At 73.5% G+C, this 22528-nt stretch carries 22 protein-coding genes; all 22 read right to left on the bottom strand.

Annotation, left to right across the window (positions count from 1 at the left end; genetic code table 11):
* Nucleotides 1-4: 4 nt before the first annotated feature.
* On the bottom strand, nucleotides 5-1261 hold the full coding sequence (locus ACIQPQ_RS27140; RefSeq protein ID WP_383777855.1) for a beta-ketoacyl synthase: 1257 nt from the start codon (nucleotides 1259-1261) through the stop codon (nucleotides 5-7).
* A 91-nt stretch (nucleotides 1262-1352) separates the two neighbouring features.
* On the bottom strand, nucleotides 1353-1619 hold the full coding sequence (locus ACIQPQ_RS27135) for an acyl carrier protein (protein WP_383777857.1): 267 nt from the start codon (nucleotides 1617-1619) through the stop codon (nucleotides 1353-1355).
* A 247-nt stretch (nucleotides 1620-1866) separates the two neighbouring features.
* Nucleotides 1867-3411, bottom strand: coding sequence for an acyl-CoA carboxylase subunit beta (locus ACIQPQ_RS27130; RefSeq protein ID WP_401308645.1), 1545 nt, complete (start codon nucleotides 3409-3411; stop codon nucleotides 1867-1869).
* Between the two features lie 86 nt (nucleotides 3412-3497).
* The gene (locus ACIQPQ_RS27125) at nucleotides 3498-4310 is read right to left on the bottom strand and encodes a hypothetical protein (RefSeq protein ID WP_401308480.1); all 813 of its coding nucleotides are present in this window, start codon (nucleotides 4308-4310) and stop codon (nucleotides 3498-3500) included.
* Nucleotides 4311-4312: 2 nt separating this feature from the next.
* Entirely contained in the window at nucleotides 4313-5329 is a 1017-nt protein-coding gene (locus tag ACIQPQ_RS27120) for a 3-oxoacyl-[acyl-carrier-protein] synthase III C-terminal domain-containing protein (protein WP_401308477.1), read from the bottom strand.
* An 11-nt stretch (nucleotides 5330-5340) separates the two neighbouring features.
* The gene (locus ACIQPQ_RS27115) at nucleotides 5341-6729 is read right to left on the bottom strand and encodes an NDP-hexose 2,3-dehydratase family protein (RefSeq protein ID WP_401308474.1); all 1389 of its coding nucleotides are present in this window, start codon (nucleotides 6727-6729) and stop codon (nucleotides 5341-5343) included.
* A gap of 7 nt (nucleotides 6730-6736) precedes the next feature.
* Nucleotides 6737-7720, bottom strand: a complete 984-nt coding sequence (locus tag ACIQPQ_RS27110) for an NAD-dependent epimerase/dehydratase family protein (protein ID WP_401308471.1) — start codon at nucleotides 7718-7720, stop codon at nucleotides 6737-6739.
* Nucleotides 7717-8700 carry a dTDP-glucose 4,6-dehydratase gene (gene rfbB / locus ACIQPQ_RS27105; RefSeq protein WP_401308468.1) on the bottom strand — a complete coding sequence of 328 codons (984 nt, stop codon included), beginning with the start codon at nucleotides 8698-8700 and terminating at the stop codon, nucleotides 7717-7719. Before rfbB ends, ACIQPQ_RS27110 begins: the two co-directional genes overlap by 4 nt.
* Nucleotides 8697-9776 (bottom strand): Gfo/Idh/MocA family protein, encoded by a 1080-nt coding sequence (locus tag ACIQPQ_RS27100; RefSeq protein ID WP_401308465.1) that lies wholly within the window; start codon nucleotides 9774-9776, stop codon nucleotides 8697-8699. The genes rfbB and ACIQPQ_RS27100 overlap by 4 nt, the downstream gene beginning before the upstream one ends.
* A 2-nt stretch (nucleotides 9777-9778) precedes the next feature.
* Nucleotides 9779-10846 (bottom strand): glucose-1-phosphate thymidylyltransferase, encoded by a 1068-nt coding sequence (locus ACIQPQ_RS27095; protein WP_401308462.1) that lies wholly within the window; start codon nucleotides 10844-10846, stop codon nucleotides 9779-9781.
* A 43-nt stretch (nucleotides 10847-10889) separates the two neighbouring features.
* Nucleotides 10890-12035, bottom strand: a complete 1146-nt coding sequence (locus tag ACIQPQ_RS27090; RefSeq protein WP_401308459.1) for a glycosyltransferase — start codon at nucleotides 12033-12035, stop codon at nucleotides 10890-10892.
* Entirely contained in the window at nucleotides 12032-12517 is a 486-nt protein-coding gene (locus ACIQPQ_RS27085) for an acyl-CoA carboxylase epsilon subunit (RefSeq protein ID WP_401308456.1), read from the bottom strand. The genes ACIQPQ_RS27090 and ACIQPQ_RS27085 overlap by 4 nt, the downstream gene beginning before the upstream one ends.
* A gap of 114 nt (nucleotides 12518-12631) precedes the next feature.
* Nucleotides 12632-13207 carry an NADPH-dependent FMN reductase gene (locus ACIQPQ_RS27080; protein WP_401308453.1) on the bottom strand — a complete coding sequence of 192 codons (576 nt, stop codon included), beginning with the start codon at nucleotides 13205-13207 and terminating at the stop codon, nucleotides 12632-12634.
* 138 nt (nucleotides 13208-13345) lie between these two features.
* Nucleotides 13346-14806 carry an MFS transporter gene (locus tag ACIQPQ_RS27075; RefSeq protein WP_401308450.1) on the bottom strand — a complete coding sequence of 487 codons (1461 nt, stop codon included), beginning with the start codon at nucleotides 14804-14806 and terminating at the stop codon, nucleotides 13346-13348.
* Nucleotides 14807-14922: 116 nt separating this feature from the next.
* Entirely contained in the window at nucleotides 14923-15684 is a 762-nt protein-coding gene (locus tag ACIQPQ_RS27070; protein ID WP_401308447.1) for an SDR family oxidoreductase, read from the bottom strand.
* Nucleotides 15681-17222 (bottom strand): FAD-dependent monooxygenase, encoded by a 1542-nt coding sequence (locus ACIQPQ_RS27065; protein WP_401308445.1) that lies wholly within the window; start codon nucleotides 17220-17222, stop codon nucleotides 15681-15683. The genes ACIQPQ_RS27070 and ACIQPQ_RS27065 overlap by 4 nt, the downstream gene beginning before the upstream one ends.
* A 2-nt stretch (nucleotides 17223-17224) precedes the next feature.
* On the bottom strand, nucleotides 17225-18169 hold the full coding sequence (locus ACIQPQ_RS27060) for an aromatase/cyclase (protein WP_401308442.1): 945 nt from the start codon (nucleotides 18167-18169) through the stop codon (nucleotides 17225-17227).
* 75 nt (nucleotides 18170-18244) lie between these two features.
* A complete protein-coding gene (gene fabG / locus ACIQPQ_RS27055; RefSeq protein WP_401308439.1) occupies nucleotides 18245-19030 on the bottom strand; it encodes a 3-oxoacyl-ACP reductase FabG in 786 nt (261 codons plus the stop codon).
* Between the two features lie 102 nt (nucleotides 19031-19132).
* Nucleotides 19133-19402 carry a phosphopantetheine-binding protein gene (locus ACIQPQ_RS27050; RefSeq protein ID WP_383777891.1) on the bottom strand — a complete coding sequence of 90 codons (270 nt, stop codon included), beginning with the start codon at nucleotides 19400-19402 and terminating at the stop codon, nucleotides 19133-19135.
* A 111-nt stretch (nucleotides 19403-19513) separates the two neighbouring features.
* Entirely contained in the window at nucleotides 19514-20728 is a 1215-nt protein-coding gene (locus tag ACIQPQ_RS27045) for a ketosynthase chain-length factor (protein WP_401308436.1), read from the bottom strand.
* Between the two features lie 65 nt (nucleotides 20729-20793).
* Nucleotides 20794-22056 (bottom strand): beta-ketoacyl synthase, encoded by a 1263-nt coding sequence (locus ACIQPQ_RS27040; protein WP_401308433.1) that lies wholly within the window; start codon nucleotides 22054-22056, stop codon nucleotides 20794-20796.
* Between the two features lie 79 nt (nucleotides 22057-22135).
* Complete coding sequence (locus tag ACIQPQ_RS27035; RefSeq protein WP_401308430.1) at nucleotides 22136-22465, bottom strand: TcmI family type II polyketide cyclase; 330 nt, start codon at nucleotides 22463-22465, stop codon at nucleotides 22136-22138.
* Between the last annotated feature and the right edge of the window lie 63 nt (nucleotides 22466-22528).

Below are 22528 nucleotides of genomic sequence, written 5' to 3'. Positions count from 1 at the left end.
GCGCTCACCGCTCCTCCTTGTCGTAACGGCCGAGGACGACCACGGAGTTGTTGCCGCCGAAGGCCAGGCCGTTGTTCTGGACGATCCGCAGGTCCGCCGGGACCGACTCGTTGGGCACGCAGTCGATCTCGCACTCGGGGTCGGTCTCGACGTGGTTGATCGTCGGCGGGACGAAGCCCTCGGTGATCGCCAGCGAGCAGGCGATGGTGGCCAGCGCGCTCGCCGCGCCCATGGCGTGGCCCAGCATCGACTTCAGCGAGATGGTGCGCGGCGGGAGGTTGTCGTAGACCTCGCGGATCGCGCGGGACTCGGTGGTGTCGTTGGCCTTGGTGCCGGTGCCGTGCGCCGAGATCAGGTCGACCTCGTGCGGGGCGACGCCCGCGTTCTCCAGGGCGGCGGCCATGCAGCGGGCGACGCTGGACTGGTCGGGGACGGCCGGGTGGTAGGCGTCGCAGCTCAGGCCGTAGCCGAGGACCTCCGCGTAGATGCGGGCGTCGCGGGCGAGCGCCGACTCCAGGCTCTCCAGCATCACCACCCCAGCGCCCTCGCCGTTGAGGAGGCCGCGGCGGTCCTTGTCGAAGGGGCGGCACACGTCGGGGGCGACGGTGCCGAGCCGGTAGAACGAGACGAAGTTCTTGAGGCAGATCGCGTCCGCCCCGCCGCACAGCGCGAAGTCGGCGTCCCCGACGCGGATCGCGTCGAAGCCGTTGCCGACCGAGTAGTTGCCGGCCGAGCAGGCGGTGCCCAGGGTGAGCGCCTCGACGTCCGTGAGGGCGAACTCCCGTGCCACCGCGGCCGAGAGGCCGTTCACCCCGAGGCGCCCCGCGAGGGTCCGGTCCACGGCGTCCGGGTCGCCCTGGACGCGCTGCTTGACCAGGGTGTCGGCGTCGCGGGACTCGCCGTCGGTGGTGCCGATGGAGATCTGGCCGCGCCGGGCGCGCAGGTCGTCCTCGGTGAGCCCGGCGTCCTCGACCGCCATCCGGGCGGCGGCCACCGAGAACTGGGTGGCCCGCCCGAGGTCGTCCACCCGGTTGCGGTGAATCCACTTCTCCGGCTCGAACGAGGTCACCTCGCAGCCGTTGGCGTACTCGAATCCGGTGGTGTCGAACGCCGTGATCGGAGCGACGTGACTGCGTCCGGTGCGCAGGCCCTCGGTGAACTCAGCGACACCCGTGCCGATGCTGGAGAAGACCCCGAGCCCGGTGATGACGACGCGCTGGGACGGTGGCCTGCGGTCAGCTCGGGAAAGGGCTGAATTCATGGATACCCCTCATGGATGGATTCCGGTCCCTGTGTTTCGTTTCGCGGATTTCTGCCCGGCGGTTGCCCGGTTTCCCGGATTCCCGGATGTGTTACGCGGTCGCCGTCTTCTTCGCCCTGGCCTCGGCGAGCACCTCGTAGATGCCCTCCAGGTTGACCATGCGCTTCATCTGGGACTGCTCGATGGAGACCTGGAGGGCGACCTCCAGAGCGGCCAGGATCTCGATGGAGCGCAGCGAGTCGGCGTCGTGCTCCTCGGCCAGCAGGCTGGTCTCGGTGACGTCCTCGGGCTCGACCTCCAGGATGTCGCAGACGATGTTCTTGACCTGCTTGCGGGTCGCCTCGTCGATGACGGACACGGTGCCTCCTGTGCGGAATGTGAAATACCAATGAGGGGAATGGTGGTGCGTGCGGGGGGAAGTCTCCGGGAAACCCTTGTCCAGCTTTCCGGTTCGGCCGCCGCCGGGCAAGGCGCCTTTTTCTAAGATTCCGCGAAATCCGGCGCCGGGAACCGGCCGGTCACCGCGTGCCCGGAATCGGCCGTTCACGGTGCGCCCGGAATCGGCCGTTCCCCCTGCGGGCCGGGACGGGCCGGGAAGGGCCCGTCTATTGGGGCGGATTGCCGTGCTTGCGGGAGGGCAGCTCGGCGTGTTTGTCGGTGAGCATCGCCAGCGACCGGATCAGCGTCTCGCGGGTGGCGGCCGGGTCGATGACGTCGTCCACGAGACCGCGCTCGGCCGCGTAGTAGGGGTGCATCAGCTCGGACTTGTACGCCTTCACCATCTCCGCCCGCGTGGCGTCGGGGTCGTCGGCGGCCGCGATCTGCCGGCGGAAGATGACGTTGGCGGCGCCCTCCGCGCCCATCACCGCGATCTCGTTGCTGGGCCAGGCGAAGGTGAGGTCCGCGCCGATGGACCGCGAGTCCATCACGATGTAGGCGCCGCCGTACGCCTTGCGCAGGATCAGGGAGATCCGGGGCACGGTCGCGTTGCAGTAGGCGTACAGCAGTTTGGCGCCGCGCCGGATGATGCCGTTGTGCTCCTGGTCCACGCCGGGCAGGAAGCCCGGCACGTCGAGCAGGGTCACGATCGGGATGTTGAACGCGTCGCACATCTGCACGAAGCGGGCGGCCTTCTCGGAGGTGTCGATGTCGAGCACCCCGGCCATCGACTGGGGCTGGTTGGCGACGATGCCGACCACCTGCCCGCCCATCCGGGTCAGCGCGCAGATGATGTTGCCCGCCCAGCGCTCGTGCACCTCGAAGAACTCGCCGTCGTCGACGATCTCCTCGATGACCCGCCGCATGTCGTACGGCGTGCCCCCGTCCAGCGGCACCAGGTCGGCGAGGGTGTCGCAGCGCCGGTCCACCGGGTCCGTGCTCTCGGTGGCGGGCGGGTGCTCCCGGTTGTTCTGCGGCAGCAGCGACAGCAGATAGCGCACGTCCTCCAGGCAGGACGGCTCGTCGGCGTGCGCGAAGTGCGCGACACCCGACACCGAACTGTGCACGTCGGCGCCGCCGAGGCCGTTCTGGGTGATCTCCTCGCCGGTGACGGCCTTGACGACGTCGGGGCCGGTGATGAACATCTGCGAGGTCTCACGGACCATGAACACGAAGTCGGTGAGGGCGGGGCTGTAGGCGGCGCCGCCCGCGCACGGGCCGAGCATCACGCTGATCTGCGGGATGACGCCGGAGGCGCGGGTGTTGCGCTGGAAGATGCCGCCGTACCCGGCGAGGGCGGAGACGCCCTCCTGGATACGGGCGCCCGCGCCGTCGTTGAGGGAGACCAGCGGCGCGCCCGCGGCGATGGCCATGTCCATGATCTTGTGGATCTTCGCGGCGTGGGCCTCGCCCAGCGCGCCGCCGAAGATCCGGAAGTCGTGCGCGTACACGAAGACCGTCCGGCCCTCGACCGTGCCCCAGCCGGTGACGACACCGTCGGTGTACGGCTTCTTCGCCTCCAGCCCGAACCCGGTCGCCCGGTGCCGCCGGAACCCCTCCACCTCGGTGAACGAGCCCGGGTCCAGCAGCAGGTCGATGCGCTCCCGCACGGTCAGCTTGCCCTTGGCGTGCTGCGCGGCCGTGGCCCGCTCACCCGGCCCGTCCACCACCGTCCGCCGCAGCTCGGCGAGTTCGGCGATCCGGTTGTGCAGGGTGGCGGGCTCCTCCGGCCCCTGGGGCGCGGCCGGGCCGCCCGGCTCCGGGGCCGTGGCGCCGTCGCGGGTCTCCGCGGGCGCGCTCACCGGGTCCGCCCCAGGACGGCGAGGTGCGCGGTGCCCGACCGGGGATCGGTGTCGCACAGCACGACGGTGTCGTACGCCTCGCCCCACGCCGCCTGCTCCTCGGCCAGGGCCCGCCAGACGCTGGTGCAGTAGCCGCCCGGCGGCACCCGGTGCACGGCCGCCCCCGCGGGCACCGCCTCCGGGTCGGTCCAGGGACCGGTGACCACCAGCGGGCGCGGCGCGCCGTCGGTGAGTTCGGCGAGCCGGGCCGCCAACCCGCCCGCGTCGGCGAGGCGTTCGACGGAGACGACCTCGCCGAAGCCCTCCCCGTGCGCGAACAGCAGCAGCACGCCCGCGTCCCGCACCGGCTCGCCGTCGTGCACGACCGGGTCGTGCGCGGGCAGCGTCGTCTGCTCCAGCACCGCCAGCGCGAACGCGGCCGACCGGCCGGTCCGTTCGTGCGCGGCGCCGATGCGCAGCCCGGTGTACGCGGCCCCGAGGCCCTGCTCGGTGACCGAGAAGCACTGGTCGGCCTGCCCGCCGGTGAGCAGCCCGAGGTAGGCGGAGACCGCGCGGACCGGGTTCACGTCGGGCAGCGCCGCCGCCAGCACCACCAGATCGGGCGGTACGGCGTCCGCCGGCAGCCGCTCCACGAGCAGCTCGGCCATCCGGGTGTGGCTGGCCTGGGGACCGGACCGCAGCAGGTCCTCGTCCAGCTTGCCGCCGAAGAGTTCGACCAGGTCGCGGTTGTACCGCAGGACGGTCTCGTCGGGTTCGTAGGTCTCGGCGGGCGGTGTCACCACGGCGCCGGCCTGAAGTCGCAGAGCCACGGTTACCGGCCCTCCGTTTCCGTTGTCGTGCCCGCCGGGACGGCCGTGCGGGAGCGTCCGGCCCCGCCGTCCCGGGCCGCGGCGGTGAAGACCATGGCGGTGAAGGTCGAGCCGATGCCGGTGGCCAGGAACAGGTAGTGGCGGCCGGGCACCAGGCGGCCCTCCTCCCGCAGCGTCACGTAGTTGACCATCAGGTCGGCCGTCAGGCAGTGGCTGTAGCGGGGCAGGTTGTCCAGGAACAGCTTCCCCGACGGCCACTTGAGGTCCTCGGCGATCTGCCCCCAGAACGTGCGGTTGGGGTGCGTGGGGATGATGACGTCGACGTCGTCGAAGGTGATGCCCGCCTCCCGCACCGCCTCCTCGATCAGCTCGCCCATCACGCGCGGCCGGTCGGCGCCCGCGACCCGGTGCTGCTCGCCCGTCATCTGCACGCCCGCCGCGTACTCACCGAACGTGCGCACCGCGAACGAGCGGACCGGGTCGCCGGGACCGTTCCACGACAGCAGGCAGGCGCCCGCCGCCTCCCCGATGACGCAGGAGTTGAAGATGATCTGGAGGTCGCGGGTGAAGATCTTCTCCCCGGTGAGGATCAGCGCCCTCGCGTCCGGGTCGCCGTCGGCCTGGAGCAGCCGTCCGGCGACGTCGACCGCCGACACCGTGCCCGCGCAGTTCTGCTGGGTCAGCGCGAACGCCGTCGCGTGCTCCAGGCCCAGCATCCCGAGCATCTCCTGCACCGGGTCCACCGTGGACGGCCCGGCGTGCGGCACCGCGTGCGGGTACACGACGTACTTCACCGTGCCCGGGTCGATGTCCGCGAGGATCTTCCGGGCGGGCGGCAGCACCAGGTCGTACAGGCTGAGGTCGGGGTCGTAGCGCAGGGTGTCGAGGCCGTGGATGCTGCGGAAGAGATGGGTCTGCGCCGCGTTGAGGCCGAAGGCCTCGGCCCGTTCCTCCACGGTGGTCTCGCGTTCCGGCAGGAAGATCTCCACGGCGTCCAGGGTGAGCGTGCCGCTCAGCATGACGGTTCCTCTCAGGTGTCCATGGCGTACAGGCAGGCCAGCAGCGTGCGTGCCTGGACGTTGATGTAATGGGCGTGCCGGACCAGCCAGGTGAGCTGGCCCGCGGTCAGCCAGCGGTAGCCCTCCGGCGCGTCCGTGGGCGCCTCGTCCTCGGTGGCCTCCACCACCAGGTAGCGGCTCTCGGCGTTGAGGAAGCGGCCGCCCTCCTCCGCGTGCACGGCCTCGTAGCGGATGCGTTCCGGCTTCGCCGACAGCACCGTCTCCAGGAACAACGGGCGCTTGTCGACGGGCAGATGGGCGAAGTTGCCCGGCACGCACTGCACGGTCGGGCCGAGTTCGACGGTGTCCAGGAACCCGCCCTCGACCCGTGCCTCGACCAGGTAGTGCGGCACTCCGCCGATCCGCCGCGTCAGGAACGCGGTGACCCCGAGGCCGCGCGGCTCGAACAGGGGCTGCGTCCACGACGTGACCTCGCGGCTGCCCGCCCGCACCGCGACCGCCACCACGTCGAAGTACCGCTCCCGCGCGTGCCGGATGCGGTCCGCCTCACGGACCCAGTCCCGTACGCCGCCCAGCGGGACCAGCGCGGTCGTCACGTCCTGCCGCGCCCGTTCGCCGGTGATCCAGGACAGCACCTCGGTGTCCGGGTGCAGCGCTCCCGGCGCCGCGTCCGGGAACGGCAGGCAGGACAGCACCGTCCGCGCGTCCATGTTGACCACGTTGTCCCGCCGCAGCAGCGCATGGATCTGACCGAGCGTCAGCCACACGAAGTCGTCGTGCGCCTCCACCTCGGCGTCGGTCTCGACGATGAGATTGCGGTTGGCCTTGCGGTAGAACCAGGAGCCGTGCTCGGACTGGAGGGTGTCCGCCACCACCCGCCGCGGCTTCACAAAGTGTTCCAAGTACCGTACGGGAGCACCCTGGTGGACCCGCGTGTAGTTGCTGCGGGTCGCCTGCACGGTGGGGGAGAGCTGGAGCAGGTTGCGGTTGCCCGGCTCCATCTTGGCCTGCATCAGGAAGTGCAGGACCCCGCCGAACTCCTTGGCGAGGATGCCGAGGATGCCCACCTCGGGCTGCTCGATCACCGGCTGCTCCCACGCGGTGCCGGAGTCGCCGCCGACCCGGGCGCGCAGCCCCCGGACGGTGAAGAACCGGCCCGTGCGGTGCCCGAGGTCGCCGGTCTCCGGATCGAACGACCAGGCGTCCAGCCCCGAGAACGGGATGCGCTCCACCTCGAAGCGGTGCGCCCGGTCGCGTCCGGCGAGCCAGCCGGGGAAGTCCTCGGTGCGCAGATGGGCGCCCTCGGTGACGGCGGCCGACAGGGCGAGCCGGCCGGGCAGTTCGGCGTTCCCCCTCGGACGCGGGGGTACGAGCACGGGGCTCGCGGCGGGCCGGGTCATGGGATGCTCACCTCTCCGATCGGGACGGCGCGGCGGCTGCCGGAGCGGGCTCGGCCGCCTGGGCTTCCCGCGCGGCCTGTGTCGCGTGTGCGGTCTGCGCCGGCTGGGTGGTCTGTGCCGGGTGTGTGGTCTGTGCCGACTGTGTGGTCCGGGCGGTGGGCGCGGGCGCCGGGTGGTCCGGGCCGGTCTCGGTGGTCGCCGTCACCGACGCGGCGTACGCGTCCAGCACCCGCCGGTAGTAGAGGGGCCCGAAGCCGAACGCGGCGGTCTCGGGGACCAGCGCGCGCAGCCGGTCGACGGAGACCGTGCAGCCCGACCCGGTGTCGTGGAACTCGCGGCGGCAGACCAGCCCGAGCAGCCGCTCCAGGTGGTCGACGACCGCGGCGACCGACACGGCCGCCCCGGACGCCACGTTGACGACCGCGCCGTTCAGCCCGTCCAGCCCGAGCAGCCGGTCCACGGCGGTGACCATGTCGTCCACGCCGATCAGGTCCCTGCTCGCCCGCAGATGCACCTGGACGACGCCCTCGCGCATCTGCCGCACCAGCGTCGGCAGCAGCTGGTGCGCGGGCTGTCCCGGCCCCACGACATGGCTGAGCCGCAGCACCAGATGGTCGGCGCCGGACGCCCGCAGCCGCTCCTCCAGCGCCAGCTTGTGCGCCGCGTACGGCGTGACCGGCGTGACCGGGATGTCCTCCCGGCCGACCCCGGCCACACCGCCGTACATGCCGGTGGACGCCGTGGAGAAGAACAGCAGCCGCCGTCCGCTCCTGCGGCAGGCCTCGATCGTGTCGTCGAGGAGGGCCGCCTCACGGGCGAACGCCTCGGGGGCGGTGGTGCTCGCCAGGGAGACCCCGGCGGCCAGGATCACCGTGTCAGTGTGGCGCTCGGCGACCGGGGCGAGGCGCTGGGCGAGGAACCCCCGGCCCACCACCGTGCCCGCCGCGGCCGTGCGGGCGCCGAGCGGGCCCGCTTCCGACGGGATGTTCATGAGGCGGGCCTCGTCCGGTCCTTGGCCGCCTTCCACCAGTCCGGGTGGTCGCCGTACCAGGCGACCGTGGCGGCCAGACCCTCGGTCAGCCCGATCCGCGGCTCGAAGCCCAGCTCGTCGCGGATCTTCCCCGCGTCGAGCGCGTAACGCAGGTCGTGGCCCTTGCGGTCGGCGACCCGGGTGACCATCGAGGTGTCGGCGCCGCACAGGTCCAGCAGCCGTTCGGTCAGGGCCAGGTTGGTCAGGTCGCTGCCGCCGCCGATGTTGTAGACCTCACCGGCGCGGCCCCGCGTCAGCACGGTGTGCAGCGCGCGGACGTGGTCGTCCACGTGCAGCCACTCGCGGACGTTGCGGCCGTCGCCGTACAGCGGCACCGGCCTGCCCTCCAGGAGGTTGGTCACGAACAGCGGGATGACCTTCTCCGGGTGCTGGTACGGGCCGTAGTTGTTGGAGCAGCGGGTCACCGACACATGCAGGCCGTGGGTGCGCCAGGCGGCCCGCGCCATCAGGTCGGAGGCCGCCTTCGACGCCGCGTAGGGCGAGTTGGGCAGCAGCGGGCTCTCCTCGGTCCAGGAGCCCTCCGCGATCGAGCCGTACACCTCGTCCGTCGACACGTGCAGCATCCGCGGCACGCCCGCGGCCCGGCAGGCGTCGAGCAGGGCCTGGGTGCCGGCCACGTTGGTCCGGACGAACTCCGCGGCCGACGCCAGCGAGCGGTCCACGTGGGACTCCGCCGCGAAGTGCGCCACCGCGTCGTGGCCGGGCAGGAGGTCCAGCAGCAGCGGCAGGTCACAGATGTCGCCCTCGACGAACTCCAGCCGGGGGTGCGCGGCCGGGAGGTTGGCCCGGTTGCCCGCGTAGGTCAGGCTGTCGAGCACCGTGACCCGGACGTCCGCCGTGCCCGGATGGGCGCCGTCGAGCAGGGCGCGGACGTAGGCCGAGCCGATGAAGCCCGCCCCGCCCGTGACGAGGATCCTCATGAGTACTCCGTTCCGGATGAGGGCGCGGACGCCCGCGCGAGGGCGCCGTCCGCGCCGCGCAGCACGTCGGCGAGCAGGTCGGCCTGGAGGAGGGAGGCCTCCTCCGACCAGTCGGCGGAGACGGCGGAGGCAGCGGCGGCGGCTCCGTGGACAGTGGCTCCGGCGAACGGCTCGCCCGCCTCCGCCGCGCGCACCGCCTGGGCGAACGCCCTTACCGTCAGTGCCACTTGGTTCTCCGCGGGGAGTCGCACCTCGCGGCTCTCCGGTCCCTGGACCAGCCGCAGCACCGGAGCCCGGTCCGGCGGCGGGGTGAAGGCGTGGTCCACGGTCAGCACGCCCTCGCTGCCCCGCAGTTCGTACGTCGAGCGGTAGGCGTGGTCGAGCCCGAAGTCGAGGTGGGCGGTGACCCCCTCCGGCGTGCGCAGCAGCGCCCCGCCCGCGGTGTCGACCTCCCGCCCGTGCCGGTCCCGCGTCAGCACCGCGCCGGCCACCCGCAGCCCGCCGCCCAGGAAGTGCGCGGCGGCCCGCACCGGGTACACCCCGACGTCCCACAACGCGCCGCCGCCCAGCCCCGGATCGAGCCGTACGTCGCCCTCGGGCCGCCGCGGCACCGTGAACGCCGCGTGGAAGGACCGCAGTTCGCCGACGGCGCCGTCGGCCACCAGCCGCCGCACCGCCGCGTGCTGCGGATGGTGCACGAACATCACGTTCTCCCGCAGCACCAGCCCCCGCGCGCGGGCCAGCGCGAAGAGCTGCCGGGTGCGGTCGGGGTCGGTGGTGAGGGGCTTCTCGGCGAGCACGTGCTTGCCCGCGCGCAGCGCCGCCTCCACCCACTCGGCGTGCAGCGCCACCGGCAGCGGCACGTACACGGCGTCCACGCCCGGCAGCGACACCAGCTCGGCGTACCCGGCCACCGCGCGGCAGCCGTACGGCAGGGCGGTCCGCGCCGCCCGGTCCTCGTCGCGGCTGGCGACCGCGGCGAGCACGGTGTCCCCGGACGCCGCGAAGGCGGGCAGCATCCGGCGGCGCGCGATGTCGGCGCAGCCCAGGACGCCGATCCGGACGGGAGCGGTCATGGCTACCCCGCCACCTGGACGCGGCTGTGGTCGCCGATGACCAGCCGCTGGCGGCCGCTGTCGTCGGTGATCGGGCCGACCACCGCGGACCGGCCGATGACCGAGCCGTGCAGCCGTCCCGCGCCGCGGATCTCCGCGTCGTCCAGCACGATCGAGTAGTCCAGCCGCGAACCGCTCAGCACGCAGTCCCGGCCCACGGCGGTGTGCGGGCCGATCACGCAGTCCTCCACGACCGTGCCCGCGCCGATCACCGCCGGACCCTCGATCCGGGAGCCGGTGACCCGCGCGCCCGGCTCCACGACGACGGCCCCGCTCAGCTCGCTCGCCGTGTCCACCTCGCCGTCGACCCGGCGGGCCAGGCCGTCCAGGAGCTTGCGGTTGCACTCCAGGACGTCGTCGATGCGGCCGGTGTCCTTCCAGTACCCGTGGTACTGGCTGGCGCGGACCTCGGCGCCGTCGGTCACCAGCCACTGGATCGCGTCGGTGATCTCCAGCTCGCCCCGCGCGCTCGGCTCGATGGAGGCGATCGCCCGGTGGATGTCCGGGGTGAAGAAGTACACGCCGGTCAGGGCGAGTTCACTGCGCGCGTCCTTGGGCTTCTCGACCAGGCGGCGCACCCTGCCGTCGGGGTCCATCTCCACCACCCCGAACGCGGACGGGTCCGCGACCTTGTGCACGACCACGTGCGCCGGGGGCCGGGTGCGGGCGAACTCCTCGGCCACCTCGGCGACCCCCTCGACGAGCATGCAGTCGCCGAGGTACATCACGAAGTCGTCGTCGCCGAGGAAGTCCCGCGCCACGGACACGCAGTGGGCGAGCCCGAGCGGCGCGTCCTGGCGGAGATAGGTCAGCCGCGCGCCCAGCCGGGAGCCGTCGCCGAGCACGGCGGTGATCTCCTCCTCCCAGCCGCCGACGATGACGCCGATCTCGGTGACGCCCAGCGCGGTGATGTTCTCCAGGACGTGTTCGAGGACCGGCTTGTTGGCGACCGGGATGAGCTGCTTGGGCATGGAGTGGCTGAACGGCCGCAGACGGGTGCCCGCCCCGCCCGACAACACCAGGGCCTTCATCGGAAAACGCCTCCTCGTGCGGCCGGGGAACCGGCCGTCGCGGTCACAACTTCTCCAGTACGCCGACCAGTTCGGCCGGGGGCGGCATCGCGGCGATCTCCTGGGCCAGGTCCTCGGCCCGCTCCGCGTACGAGGGCCGCGTCAGCAGCGCGCGGCAGGACTCCGCGAGACGCTCGCGGGTGGCCTCGTCGGGCTGGAGGGTGATCGCCGCCCCGTACTCGGCGAGCCGCCGGGTGGGCGGGCCGAGGATGCCCCACTGCGGGAGCAGCAGCTGCGGCACGCCCGCGTACATCGCGTTGAGGGTGGTGACACCCCCGGCGTGGCCCACCAGCAGGTCGCAGGTGCGCAGCACCACGTCCAGCGGGACCCAGCCCGCGTGCACGTCCTTCAGGTCGGCGCGCAGGTCCGCGGCCACGTTCTCGGGCGCGGCGATCACCACCTCCGCGTCCAGCGCGGCCACGTCGAGCGCCAGGGTGCGCAGGAACTCGTAGGCCTCGCGCAGATACGCGGTGTCCTGGTCGTTGGCGACCCGGCTCCCGGCCGTGACGCACACCCGGGGGCGTCCGCCGCGCGTGTACATCCACGGCTCCAACCGCCGCTGCGTGTTGGCGGGCAGGCACGCCATCGGGTGCGCGGGGGCCGCGTCCGGCGGGCGCAGGCTCGGCGGGCACACGTCGATGAAGAGATCGGGCGCGGGCAGCCCGTCCAGGCCCAACCGGCCCAGCTCCGGCTGGAGTTCCTTCTCCGCGCCCGGATCGATCCGGGTCGCCTCGACGGCGTCCCAGGCGTGCCGCACGTAGGGCACGCCCAGTTGGCGGGCGAGGAGCCCGGCGGCGTACATCATGGTGCCGCCCACGATCAGGTCGGGCCGCCAGTCGTGCGCCAGGTCGGTGAGCGGGCCGAGGGTGGCGGCGGCCATCCGGCCGAACCACTCGCCGGTGAACGCCGGTTGCTGGTCCGGGTCGGTCGGCGGGGTGACGGGCGCACCCTCGCGGTCCCGGTAGATGAAGTCGCTGATCGGGGACGACGTCATCGACACGGCCGGCAGACCGACCCCGGCGACGACGGGCACGATGTCCCCGACCGAGGCCATGATGACCTCGTGCCCCACCCCGCGGGCCGCGGTGGCCAGCGGGGCCAGGGCGAACACGGTGGCCGCGCTGCCGCCCGCGACGAAGAGAATCCTCACAGCGTGCCCCGGACCGCGCGCCGCGGCCTGCGGCCCGCCTGCCAGCTGTGCGCGGTGCGGTAGCCGTGCCCGCGGTCGAAGCGCCGCCAGCGCGGCGCGTGCCGCACCGCCGCGGCGTCGGCGGACGCGGCGGACCCGGCGGCGGCCGCGCGGGCCAGCAGCACGGCGACCACGGCCGCCAGCTCCTCCGGCGTGGGCTCGCCCCGGTGCACCCGGACCAGGCCCGCGACCGCGCCGGACGCCTCGTCGGCCGGTCCGGCCGGTCCGGCGGGCGCGGCGGGCGGCGGGACGGGGGCGCGGGGGACCGGCGTCGGCACCAGGTCCTCGTAGCCGGTCGCCGCCCCGGAGCCCGCGGCGGGCGGCACGAGGAGGGCGACCGGGGCCGGGACGGCCGCCTCGGCGGCGGTCTCCTCGACGACGGTGACGGCGGCGGTGTCGGTGACGGTCTGGGCGGGATGCTGGAGCAGGCCGGTTGCCGGCACGGTGGCCCCCCTTGTCGTAGGCGTGATGGCGGTGCGGTGGCACGGTCGGTCGGAGCGTGCGGTCTTGCCGGGACGCGGTGGCGTGGTGATGCCGCGGTCCGTCGGTGCGGTCGGTCAGACGCTGTACGGGTGTTCCGTGCGGCCGGTGCGCAGCGTGCGCGCCCACCACACGAGCTGGTCGAACATCGTCTTGGCGGCGGCGTCGCAGCCGGTCGGCTCGACGGGGAACTCGCCCTGCTCGCCGATCTGCTCCCACACGTTGTGGAAGCTGACGGTGTCGCGCACGCCCACGGTGTGGGTCTCGGCGAACACCTGCCGCAACTGCTCCACGGCCCGCAGACCACCGGCCATCCCGCCGTAGGAGACGAAGCCGACCGGCTTCGCCTGCCACTCCGTGCGGAAGCAGTCGATGGCGGTCTTGAGGGGCGCGGGGAAGCTGTGGTTGTACTCGGGGGTGACGACGACGAAGGCGTCGGCCGCCGCCAGGCGCGGCGCGAGCGCGACCACCTGCGGGGAGGCCGCGTCGAGGTCGTCGGGCAGGGCGGCCTCGGCCAGGTCGACGACGTCGACCTCCAGGTCGGCGTGGCGGGCGGCACGGTCGGCCACCCAGGCGGCCACGAGCGGAGCGATCCGCCCGGAACGGGTGCTTCCGACGATGACGGCCAGTTTCAGCGGAACGGTCTCGGACACGGGCTTCCTCTCGGACGGTGCGGGACGGGATCGAACCGGTGCGGTGTGCTGCTCCACAGGTCGGTGCGGTCCGGATCGATGGGGTGCGGCGCGGTGCGTGGGCGGGGCCGGGGGAGGGGGCGGGGCGGTCGCCGCGGTTCAGCGGTCCTCCGCTCCCTCCGGTACGACGGCGGGCGCGGCCCGGCGGCCCGGCCGCAGCCCCGTGAGGGCGACCACCAGTCCGGCCGTGCCGATGACGGCGACCAGCACGAGCGCGGTCCGCCGCCCGCCCCCGTCCGCCGCCCCGGCGCCGAGCAGTGCCGCGACCAGCACGGTGGTCAGGGCGCCCGCGAGCTGGACGGAGGTCTGGTAGATGCCGCCCGCAGGGCCCCGGTCGGCGTCCGGGACGGCCGACATGGCCTGGGCGTTGAGCGCGGCGAACTGGAGGACGAAGCCGAGCCCCACCAGCAGCAGTGCGGGCAACACGGCGGTGGAGTAGGCGGGGCGGTCCCCGGCCAGCAGGTACCAGAGGTACCCGGCGGGCGGCGCCCAGGTGCCGAGCGCGATCAGACGGGCGGCGCCGTGGCGCGCGACCACGCGGCCCGAGCGGGCGGCGGCCAGCGCCAGCGGCAGACTCGCCGGGAGGAGCGCCAGTCCGGTGCGCAGCGGGGACCAGTCCCGCCCCCACTGGAGGTCGAGGGTGACGACGAACAGGAAGCCCAGGTAGGAGCCGTTGAGCGCGGCGGCGCCCGCGGCGGAGCGGGTCAGCGGCCGGTCGGCGAGCAGCCGGACCCGCATCAGCGGCCGGGGCGCGGTCCGCTCGGCGTACGCGAACGCACCGCCCAGGGCCGCCGCCGACAGCAGCGCGGTGAGGGTGAGCGGGTCGGCCCAGCCCGCGCCCGGTCCCCGGCTCAGGGCCCAGGCCAGCGCGAGCAGCGCGCCGACGGAGGTGACGGCGCCCGGGACGTCGTAGCGGCGGGACAGCGGCGCCCGGTCGGCGGCCGCGGCGGCCGTCTCGGCGGGCGTACGACCAGGGATGAGCCGCAGCCCGAACAGGAACAGCACCAGGGCCACCGGCGCGGGGAACAGGAACGTCCACCGCCAGCTGACCTCGGTGAGCAGCCCGGACAGCACCAGTCCGCCGGAGAAGCCCGCCGCGCCGAAGAGGGAGTACACCGAGACCGCCTTGTCGCGGGCCGGTCCCGCCGGGAACGCCGAGGCGATGATGGCGAGCCCGGTGGGCGCGGTGAGGGCCGCGCACACGCCCTTGACGACGCGGGTCGCGATCAGCGGCGCCCCGCTCGTCGCCAGCCCGCCGAGGAGGGAGGCGACGGCGAACACCAGCAGCGCCGCGAGGTACACCCGGCGCCGCCCCAGCAGGGCGACCAGCCGTCCCGCGAGGAGCAGCAGACCGCCGAAGCCGAGGGCGAAGCCGCCGACGACCCAGCCGAGGGCGGCCTCGGACAGCCCCAGGTCGGCGCCGATCGACGGCAGGGCGACCACCGCCACCGACACCTCCAGGGCGTCGATGAGCATGTTGCCGGAGAGCACGCACAGCAGGCCCCATCCGAAGGCGGTCCCCGCGTTCCCTGCGGCCGTGGCCGTCCTGTCGGTGCTCATGCGCCTCCTTCGCCCTTCCGGTCGTCGCCCCGGCGGTTCGCCGCAGGCTGTCGTGTGTGGGGTGGCCGCCCGGTCCGGCCGGAACGCCGTCCGGCCGGACCGGGGGTGGCGGCGGGTCAGCCGCCGAGGAGCGTGCCGCCGCTGGCGTCGATGAACGCGCCGGTGATCCAGCGGGCGTCGTCGGAGGCCAGGAAGGCGACCACGTCGGCGATGTCACGGGTCTCGCCGACCCGGTTGAACGCCGACAGCGCGGCCATCTGCTCGACGACCTCGGGGATGTCGAAGACCGGGGTGCCGTTGTTGGTGATGCCGGGCGCCACCGAGTTGACGGTGATGCCCCGGCCGCCCAGGTGCTTGGCGAAGTGCAGGCTGAGCTGCTCGACCGCGCCCTTGGTCATCGCGTACGCGACTTCCTGCGGGTTGGCGAAGTGGGTCAGCCCGGACGAGATGTTGATGATGCGTCCGCCGTCCTGGAGCAGCCCGAGCGCGCGCTGCACGATGAAGAACGGGGCCTTGGCGTTGACCGCGACCAGCCGGTCGAAGATCTCCGGGGTGACCTCCTCGGGGGCCACCCCGCCCATCACGCCCGCGTTGTTGACGAGGATGTCGAGCCCGGTCGCGCCGTGCTCCTTCAGCCCCGCCTCCAGGCCCTCGAAGAGGGCGTCGACGTCACCGGGGACGCCGAGTTCGGCCTTGACGGAGAACGCCTTGCCGCCCGCCTCGGCGATCCCGGCGACGACCTTCCCGGCCGCGTCGGCGTCGGTGTTGTAGTGGACGGCGACGAGCGCGCCGTCCTGCGCGAGCCGCTCGGCGGTCGCCCGGCCGATTCCTCGGCTCGAACCCGTGACGAGCGCGGTCTTGCCGGCGAGCCTGCTCATGAAAGTCCTCCAGAGATGGGGTGTTCGGTGTTCGGCAGTCCGAGCCAGCGGTGCAGCGCCGCCTCGGGAGTGGTGTCGTCGGCGCCGGTCCAGGCGACGTAGCCGTCGGGCCGTACGAGGACGGCTCCGGCGTCCGACAGGGGGCCGTCGTCCGCGACGGCGGCGGCCACGGTGCGCACCCGGTCCCGCCAGGGCGCGGCCGCGGCCTCCAGCGCGGCGGCCCGGCCGCCGTCGCCGGAGAGGTCCAGCAGCAGCCCGCGGCCGCCGCGCAGCAGCTCCGCGGTGCTGGTGCGGCCGTCCCCCGTGGTGAGGGCGGCCGGGGGGAGCCGTCGGCCGAGCAGCGGGTGGCCGTCGCCCGCGCCGTCCCCGCCGACGTCGTAGCGGATGTCGAGGCCGCTGATGGTGGCGGCCAGGTGGCGGCGGGCGTCGTCGGAGCGGACCAGCTCGCCGACCACCGCGCGCAGCGGGTTCACCTCGGGCCCGGACAGCAGCAGCAGGGCCTGCGCGCGGATGCCGGACAGCACCCGGCGGCCGACCGCGTGCCGCTCGTCGTGGTAGCTGTCGAGCAGCCCCGCCGAGCCCTTGCGGGCCACCTGGATCGCCAGCTTCCAGCCCAGGTTCGCGGCGTCCTGGAGGCCCAGGTTGAGGGCCTGGCCGCCGATCGGCATCTGGGCGTGCGCCGCGTCCCCGGCCAGCAGGACCCGGCCGTCGCGGTACCGCTCGGCCTGCCGGGACACGTCCCCGAAGGCGTTGATCCACAGCGGGGTGCCCGCGCTGACGTCCTCGCCGGTGACCCGCTTCCACACGGTCGCCAGCTCGGTGAACTCCGGGGCAGCAGTCCGCGCCACGGCGGCCCGCCCGAACTCGTGCACCATGATCCGGGTGACGCCGTCGCCGCGCCGGGCCGCGATCGCGAGCCCGCCGTCCAGCCGCTCGAACCGCCGGTCCGGTACGTCGATCCCGGCGACGTCCGCCCGGATCAGCTCCCGGACCGCGTCCGAGCCGGGGAAGTCCAGGCCCGCGAGGCGCCGTACCGCGCTGTGCTCGCCGTCGCAGCCGACCACGCACAGAGCGCGCACCGTGAGCGGACCGGCGGGCCCCTCGGCCTCGACGTCGACATGGTCGTCGGTGACGGTCAGCCCGGTCACCTCGTGGCCGCGCCGGACGTCGGCGCCCAGCCGGGCCGCCCACGCGCCGAGCAGCGCCTCGGTGCGGTCCTGCGGCACCTTCCACTGGCCCGGGTGGCTGCCCGGCAGCGTCAGATCCAGCGGGATGCCGCCGAAGTGCCCGCGCACGTCGTTCGGGACGGTGCCCAGCTCGTCCAGCAGGCCCCGGCTGTCGAAGAGTTCCATGGTGCGGGCGTGCAGTGTCGACGCCCGGGACTCGGTGGTCGGCGCGGGCAGCTTCTCCAGGACGACCACGTCCGCGCCGCCCAGGCGCAGTTCGGCGGCGAGCATCAGCCCGACCGGCCCCGCGCCGACGACCACCACCTGGGTGCGCACCTGGCCCCCGACCGGGGCCGACTCGTCCTCGCCCATCGTCAGCGCCGCCGCTCCGCGTGGTCCTTGGCGTGGCCCAGCGTGGCCCGGCTGTTGGTGCTCAGCGCCGAGTGCACGTACGCGCGGGCGTCCGCCACGGTGGCCTCGTCGCCGAGGATCCGCGCGATGTTGGCGGTGTTGAGCACGACCGTGTGCTGCGAGGTGGCGTCCACCCCGCCGTCGGTCTCGGTGAACCTCCAGATCCCGGTGTGCAGCGTCATCAGCGCGGGCAGCGTGACCTGCTTGTACGCGATCCGCTGGTGCGGGAACGCTACCCGGTACGACTTGGTGGTGTGCGTCGAGCCGTCCTTGGCGCGGGTGTCCATCTCCAGCACCTGGAGGCCCGGCGTGTCCTCGGTGAAACGGACCGACGCCACGTGCGGCAGCCGCTCCACCCACAGACCGGCCTCGTTGATGAAGTCGTAGGCGTCCTTCGCGGAGCCCTCGATGCGCACCGTGTCCTCGAACGAGAACGTCAGGTCCTCGGAGGCGTGTGCCAGTTCGACGTTCGACTTCAGGGCCGCCAGCTCGGAGCGGGAGTTGCGGTCGACGGCCTCGTCGATCCACTTCAGGCCCGCCGGGTCGTCGTCCACCGCCCGGTAGTCGTGCAGCAGCCGTACCCGCGAGGAGGTCTCCGACAGCGGCTCGATGATCCAGGTGCCGCCCATCGCCGCGACCGGCGGGGTGGAGACCTCCTGGCGGAACGTGATCCGCAGCGCCTCCGGGTCCAGGGTGCGGCGCGAGGTCCAGTTCTTCGCCTCGCCGTTGGCGGTGGCCCAGATCCGGATGCGCTCCTCGCGGTCGCCGCGCTCCACGTGGTCGACGTGGATGGTCGGCGGGAAGATCCGCGGCCAGTTCTCCACCTCGGCGATGAGGCGGTAGACGGCGGCGGCCGGGGCGTCGATCGTGATGTCGTGCTCGACCTCGCGGAGGCCCTCCTGCGACATGTGCTCACTCCTTGCTGGTCGGTGCGGGTGCCGTCCCGGCGCGGGCCGGGGGCGGGGCGGTCGGTGCCCGGAGGGTCAGAAGTTGCCGAGGCCGCCGCAGACGTTGAGGGCCTGCGCGGTGATGGAGGCGGCGGTGTCGGTGGCGAGGTAGCCGACCAGGCCGGCCACCTCCTCCGGCGTCGAGTAGCGGCCGAGCGGGATCTTCGCCTGGAACTTGGTGAGGATCGCGTCCTCGCTGGTGTCGTACGCCGCCGCGTAGCCCTGCCGCACCCGCTGCGCCATCGGCGTCTCGACATAGCCGGGGCAGACCGCGTTGACGGTGATCCCGGTCGGGGCCAGCTCGTTGCCGAGGGCCTTGGTGAAGCCGACGACACCGTGCTTGGACGCCGAGTAGGGGGCGCCCAGGACCACGCCCTGCTTCCCGGCGGTGGAGGCGATGTTGATGATCCGGCCGCGGTCCTTGTCCCGCATGCCGCCCGTGGTGAGCACCTCGCGGGTCACCAGGAACACGCTGTTGAGGTTGGTGTCGATGACGTCGAACCACACGTCGTCCGCGATGTCCGCGGTGACCCCGCCGCCGCTGCGGCCCGCGTTGTTGACCAGCACGTCCACCGGCCCGAACCGCTCGACGACCGTCTCCACGAGGGACTTGATCTCCTCGCGCGACCGCACGTCGCAGGCCGCGCCGTCGGCGGTCAGGCCCTCCTCGCGCAGCTGCTTGACCGTGGAGTCGACCTTCTGGGCGTCCCGCGCGCAGATGAACACGCGGTGCCCGGCCCGGCCCAGGGTCCGCGCGGCGGCCAGGCCGATGCCGCTCGTGGCGCCGGTGATGAGGGCGACCCGCTCGCCTTGCTGTGACATGTGCTTCCCCTCGGAGGATGGGTGGCTGTGAAGAAGAAGGGGGATCGCCCGTGCTGCCGAGCGGCGAGGCGGATCCGCGAGGTGGTGCCGGTGAGATGCCGGTCAGGTCGCGCTGGGCGCCTTCAACTGGTCGTTGACCAGGCGCAGCAGGGTGCGCGGGGTGTCGGTGATGGTGAACGCGTCGTCGTCGAGCGTCAGCTCGAACTCGCGCTCGATGCTGCCGCCGGTCTCCAGCAGCGCCAGCGACTCGTAGCCGAGGCTGTCGAAGGAGAGGTCGAGGATGTCGCCGTCGAAGTCGACGCCCTCGGGCACGCCCGCGGAGGCGCGCAGGATGCGCTTGAGGTCGTCGAGGGTGAATTCCTGCTGGCTCATCGCGTGGTCGCTTCCTGTGGGTGGGTGGAGCATGAGGGTGTGCGGGGTGCGGGCCTTGGCGTACGGCGTACGGGCCGTGAGGCGCCGCGTGCCGCCTCTCGTGTGCGGCGGCTACGCGGCCCTGCGGACCACGACCGCCGAGTTGAAGCCGCCCTGTCCGCGGGCCACCACCAGCGCGGTGTGCACGTCCGCGGACCGGGGCGCCCCGGTCACCAGGTCGAGTTCGTACGCCGCGTCGGGCGACACGTTCACCGTCGGCGGGATCACGCGGTCCCGGATCGACAGCAGCGCGGCGACCACGTCCAGCGGGGCCGCGCCCGAGTACAGCCGCCCGGTCATCGTCTTCGGCGCCGTCACGGGCACCCCGCCCGGACCGAACACCGCGTTCAGGGCGTCCGCCTCGACCCGGTCCAGGTCCGGCACCGCCGCCGCGTCCGCGAAGACCACGTCGACCTCGTCCGGCGCCACCCGGGCGTCGTCCAGGGCGAGTTCGATGGCCCGGCGCAGCCCCGGGGGCCGCCCGGACTCCGGCGCCGGGTCGAACGTCGCCGCGTAGCCGGCGAGTTCGCCGTACACCCGCGCCCCGCGCCGGCGGGCCGCCTCCGCGTCCTCCAGGACGACGATGGCGCCGCCCTCGCCCGGCACGTGCCCGGCCGCCGACGCGTCGAACGGCAGGTAGGCGCGGTCCGGGTCGTCCGAGGTGCTCAGACGGCCGCCCGCGAGCTGGGCGACCCAGCCCCACGAGCAGATCGAGGCGTCCACCCCGCCCGACACGATGACGCTGGAGCCCTTGCGGATCTGCCGCCGCGCCTGCGCGAGGGCGTCCAGCCCGCCCGCCTGGTCGCTGACGACGACCCCGCTGGGGCCGCGCATCCCGTGCCGGATCGAGATCTGGCCGGTGTTCACCGCGTAGAACCAGGCGAAGGACTGGTAGGCGCTGACGTGCGAGCCGCCCTTGCTCCACAGGTTGCGCAGCTCCCGCTCGCCGAACTCGAAGCCGCCCGACGAACTCGCGGTGATGACGCCCGCCTCGAACTCCGGCAGCGCCTCCGGCTCGATCCCGGCGTCCGCCAGCGCCCAGTCCGCCGCGAGCAGCGCCAGCCGGGTCATGTGGTCGGTCTGCGCGATCAGCCGGCTCGGCAGGTGCTCCTCGGCCACGAAACCGGGCACCTCGCCCGCCAGCCGCGACGGGTAGCCGTCCGGGGTGAACCGGGTCACCGGCCCGATGCCGCTGCGTCCTTCGCGGGTCGCGGCCCAGTAGTCCTCCGCGCCCAGCCCGTTGGGGGCCGTGATGCCCACGCCGGTGATCACCGCTGCGTGTGTCACGCCATGCTCCTCTCCGCCTCTGGGGTCGGCCGGTCAGCCGGTCGGCTGACCGCCGGGTTCGGCTGTCAGCCGCGGTCGGCCGTGGTCAGGACCATGGCGCTCTGGAATCCGCCGAACCCGCTGCCGACGGTCAGGACCGTGTCGGTGCGCCACTCGCGGGCGGTCAGCGGCACGTAGTCCAGGTCGCACTCGGGGTCCGGGGTGTGCAGGTTCGCGGTCGGCGGCACCAGGTCGTTCTCGATGGCCAGCGCCGACGCCGCGATCTCGATGGAGCCGATCGCGCCGAGCGAGTGGCCCACCATCGACTTGATGGAGCTGACCGGGGTGCGGCGGGCGTGCTCGCCGAGGCTCCGCTTGAACGCGGCCGTCTCGTGGCGGTCGTTCTGCTTGGTGCCCGAGCCGTGCGCGTTGATGTAGTCGATGTCCTCGGGGTTGAGCCGGGACTCGTGCAGCGCCATCCGGATCGCCTCGGCCATCTCGCGGCCGTCGGGGCGCAGTCCGGTCATGTGGAAGGCGTTGCAGCGCGAGGCGTAGCCCGCGATCTCGGCGTAGACGTGCGCGCCGCGCCTGAGCGCCGCGTCCCGCTCCTCCAGCACGAACACCGCGGAGCCCTCGCCGAGGACGAAGCCGTTGCGGGTGCCGTCGAAGGGCCGGGAGGCGTGCTCGGGGTCGTCGTTGCGGGAGGTGGTCGCCTTGATGGCGTCGAAGCAGGCCACCGTGATCGGGGAGATCGGCGCGTCCGTGGCCCCGGCGATCATGACGTCCGCCGAGCCCTCCCGGATCAGGTCGACCGCGTGGCCGACCGCGTCCAGCCCGGAGGTGCAGCCGGTGGAGACCACCGTGGTCGGGCCCTCGGCGCCCACCGCCCACGCCACCTCGGCGGCGAACGAGCTGGGCACGAAGTGGTTGTAGAGGTGCGGCACGGCGTAGGTGTGGTCGACCGGGTCGAGCCGGCCGCCGTCGCTGACGACGTTGTACTCCTGGTCGAGGCTCATGGTCGCGCCGACCGCGCTGCCGATGGTGACCCCGGTCCGGCACGGGTCGAGGCTCCCCACCTCCAGCCCGCTGTCGGCGAGCGCCTCGCGGGTGGTGACGGTGACGAACTGGGCGGCTCGGTCCATCCGCCGTATCTCCTGCGGGGTGAGCCCGTGCGCCTCCGGCACGAAGTCGACCTCGGCGGCGACCCGCGACCGGAACTGCGAGGGGTCGAAGAAGGTGATGCCGCGGGTCGCGGTACGGCCCTCGCTCAGCAGGCTCCAGAAGTCCTTGACCCCCACGCCGCCCGGCGCGAGGACCCCTATTCCGGTGATGACTACGCGACGTCCCACGGGACGTGCCCTCCGTTTCCCACCTCGCTGGGTGCTCGCTGCACGGCTTCGGACGGTGCGGCCGGGGCCGCGGGGGCGCTCATGCGGACGGGCCCCAGTGGTAGAAGCGGGTCGCCATCGCGTCGGCCGGGGACCGCCAGGTCGCCGGGTCGTAGGCGCCGATGAACGGCTTCAGGTCCTCGCTGATCCGCACGAAGGCCGGGTGCGTCTTGGCCTCCTCGATGGCGCTGCCGCCGTCGTCGGTGTCGAAGTCCTGGAGGTGGAAGTACAGGCCGCGGTAGCTGAAGAGCTGACGCCGCCGGGTGCCCATCAGGTGCGGCATCTCGGTGGTGTCGAACTCGCCGAACAACTTGGCCACGTCACCGCTGGACGCGGGGTCCATCCGGGCGACGATCAGGGTGCTGTGCATGAGGTACGTCTCCTTCGGCTGCGCTTCGGCTGCGCTTCGGCGGGGCGGACGGGTACGGGCGGG

Source organism: Streptomyces sp. NPDC091281 (assembly GCF_044757425.1).
Taxonomy (GTDB): domain Bacteria; phylum Actinomycetota; class Actinomycetes; order Streptomycetales; family Streptomycetaceae; genus Streptomyces.
Note: the sequence above shows the minus strand (reverse complement) of the source record. Positions and strands in the feature narration are given on the sequence as shown.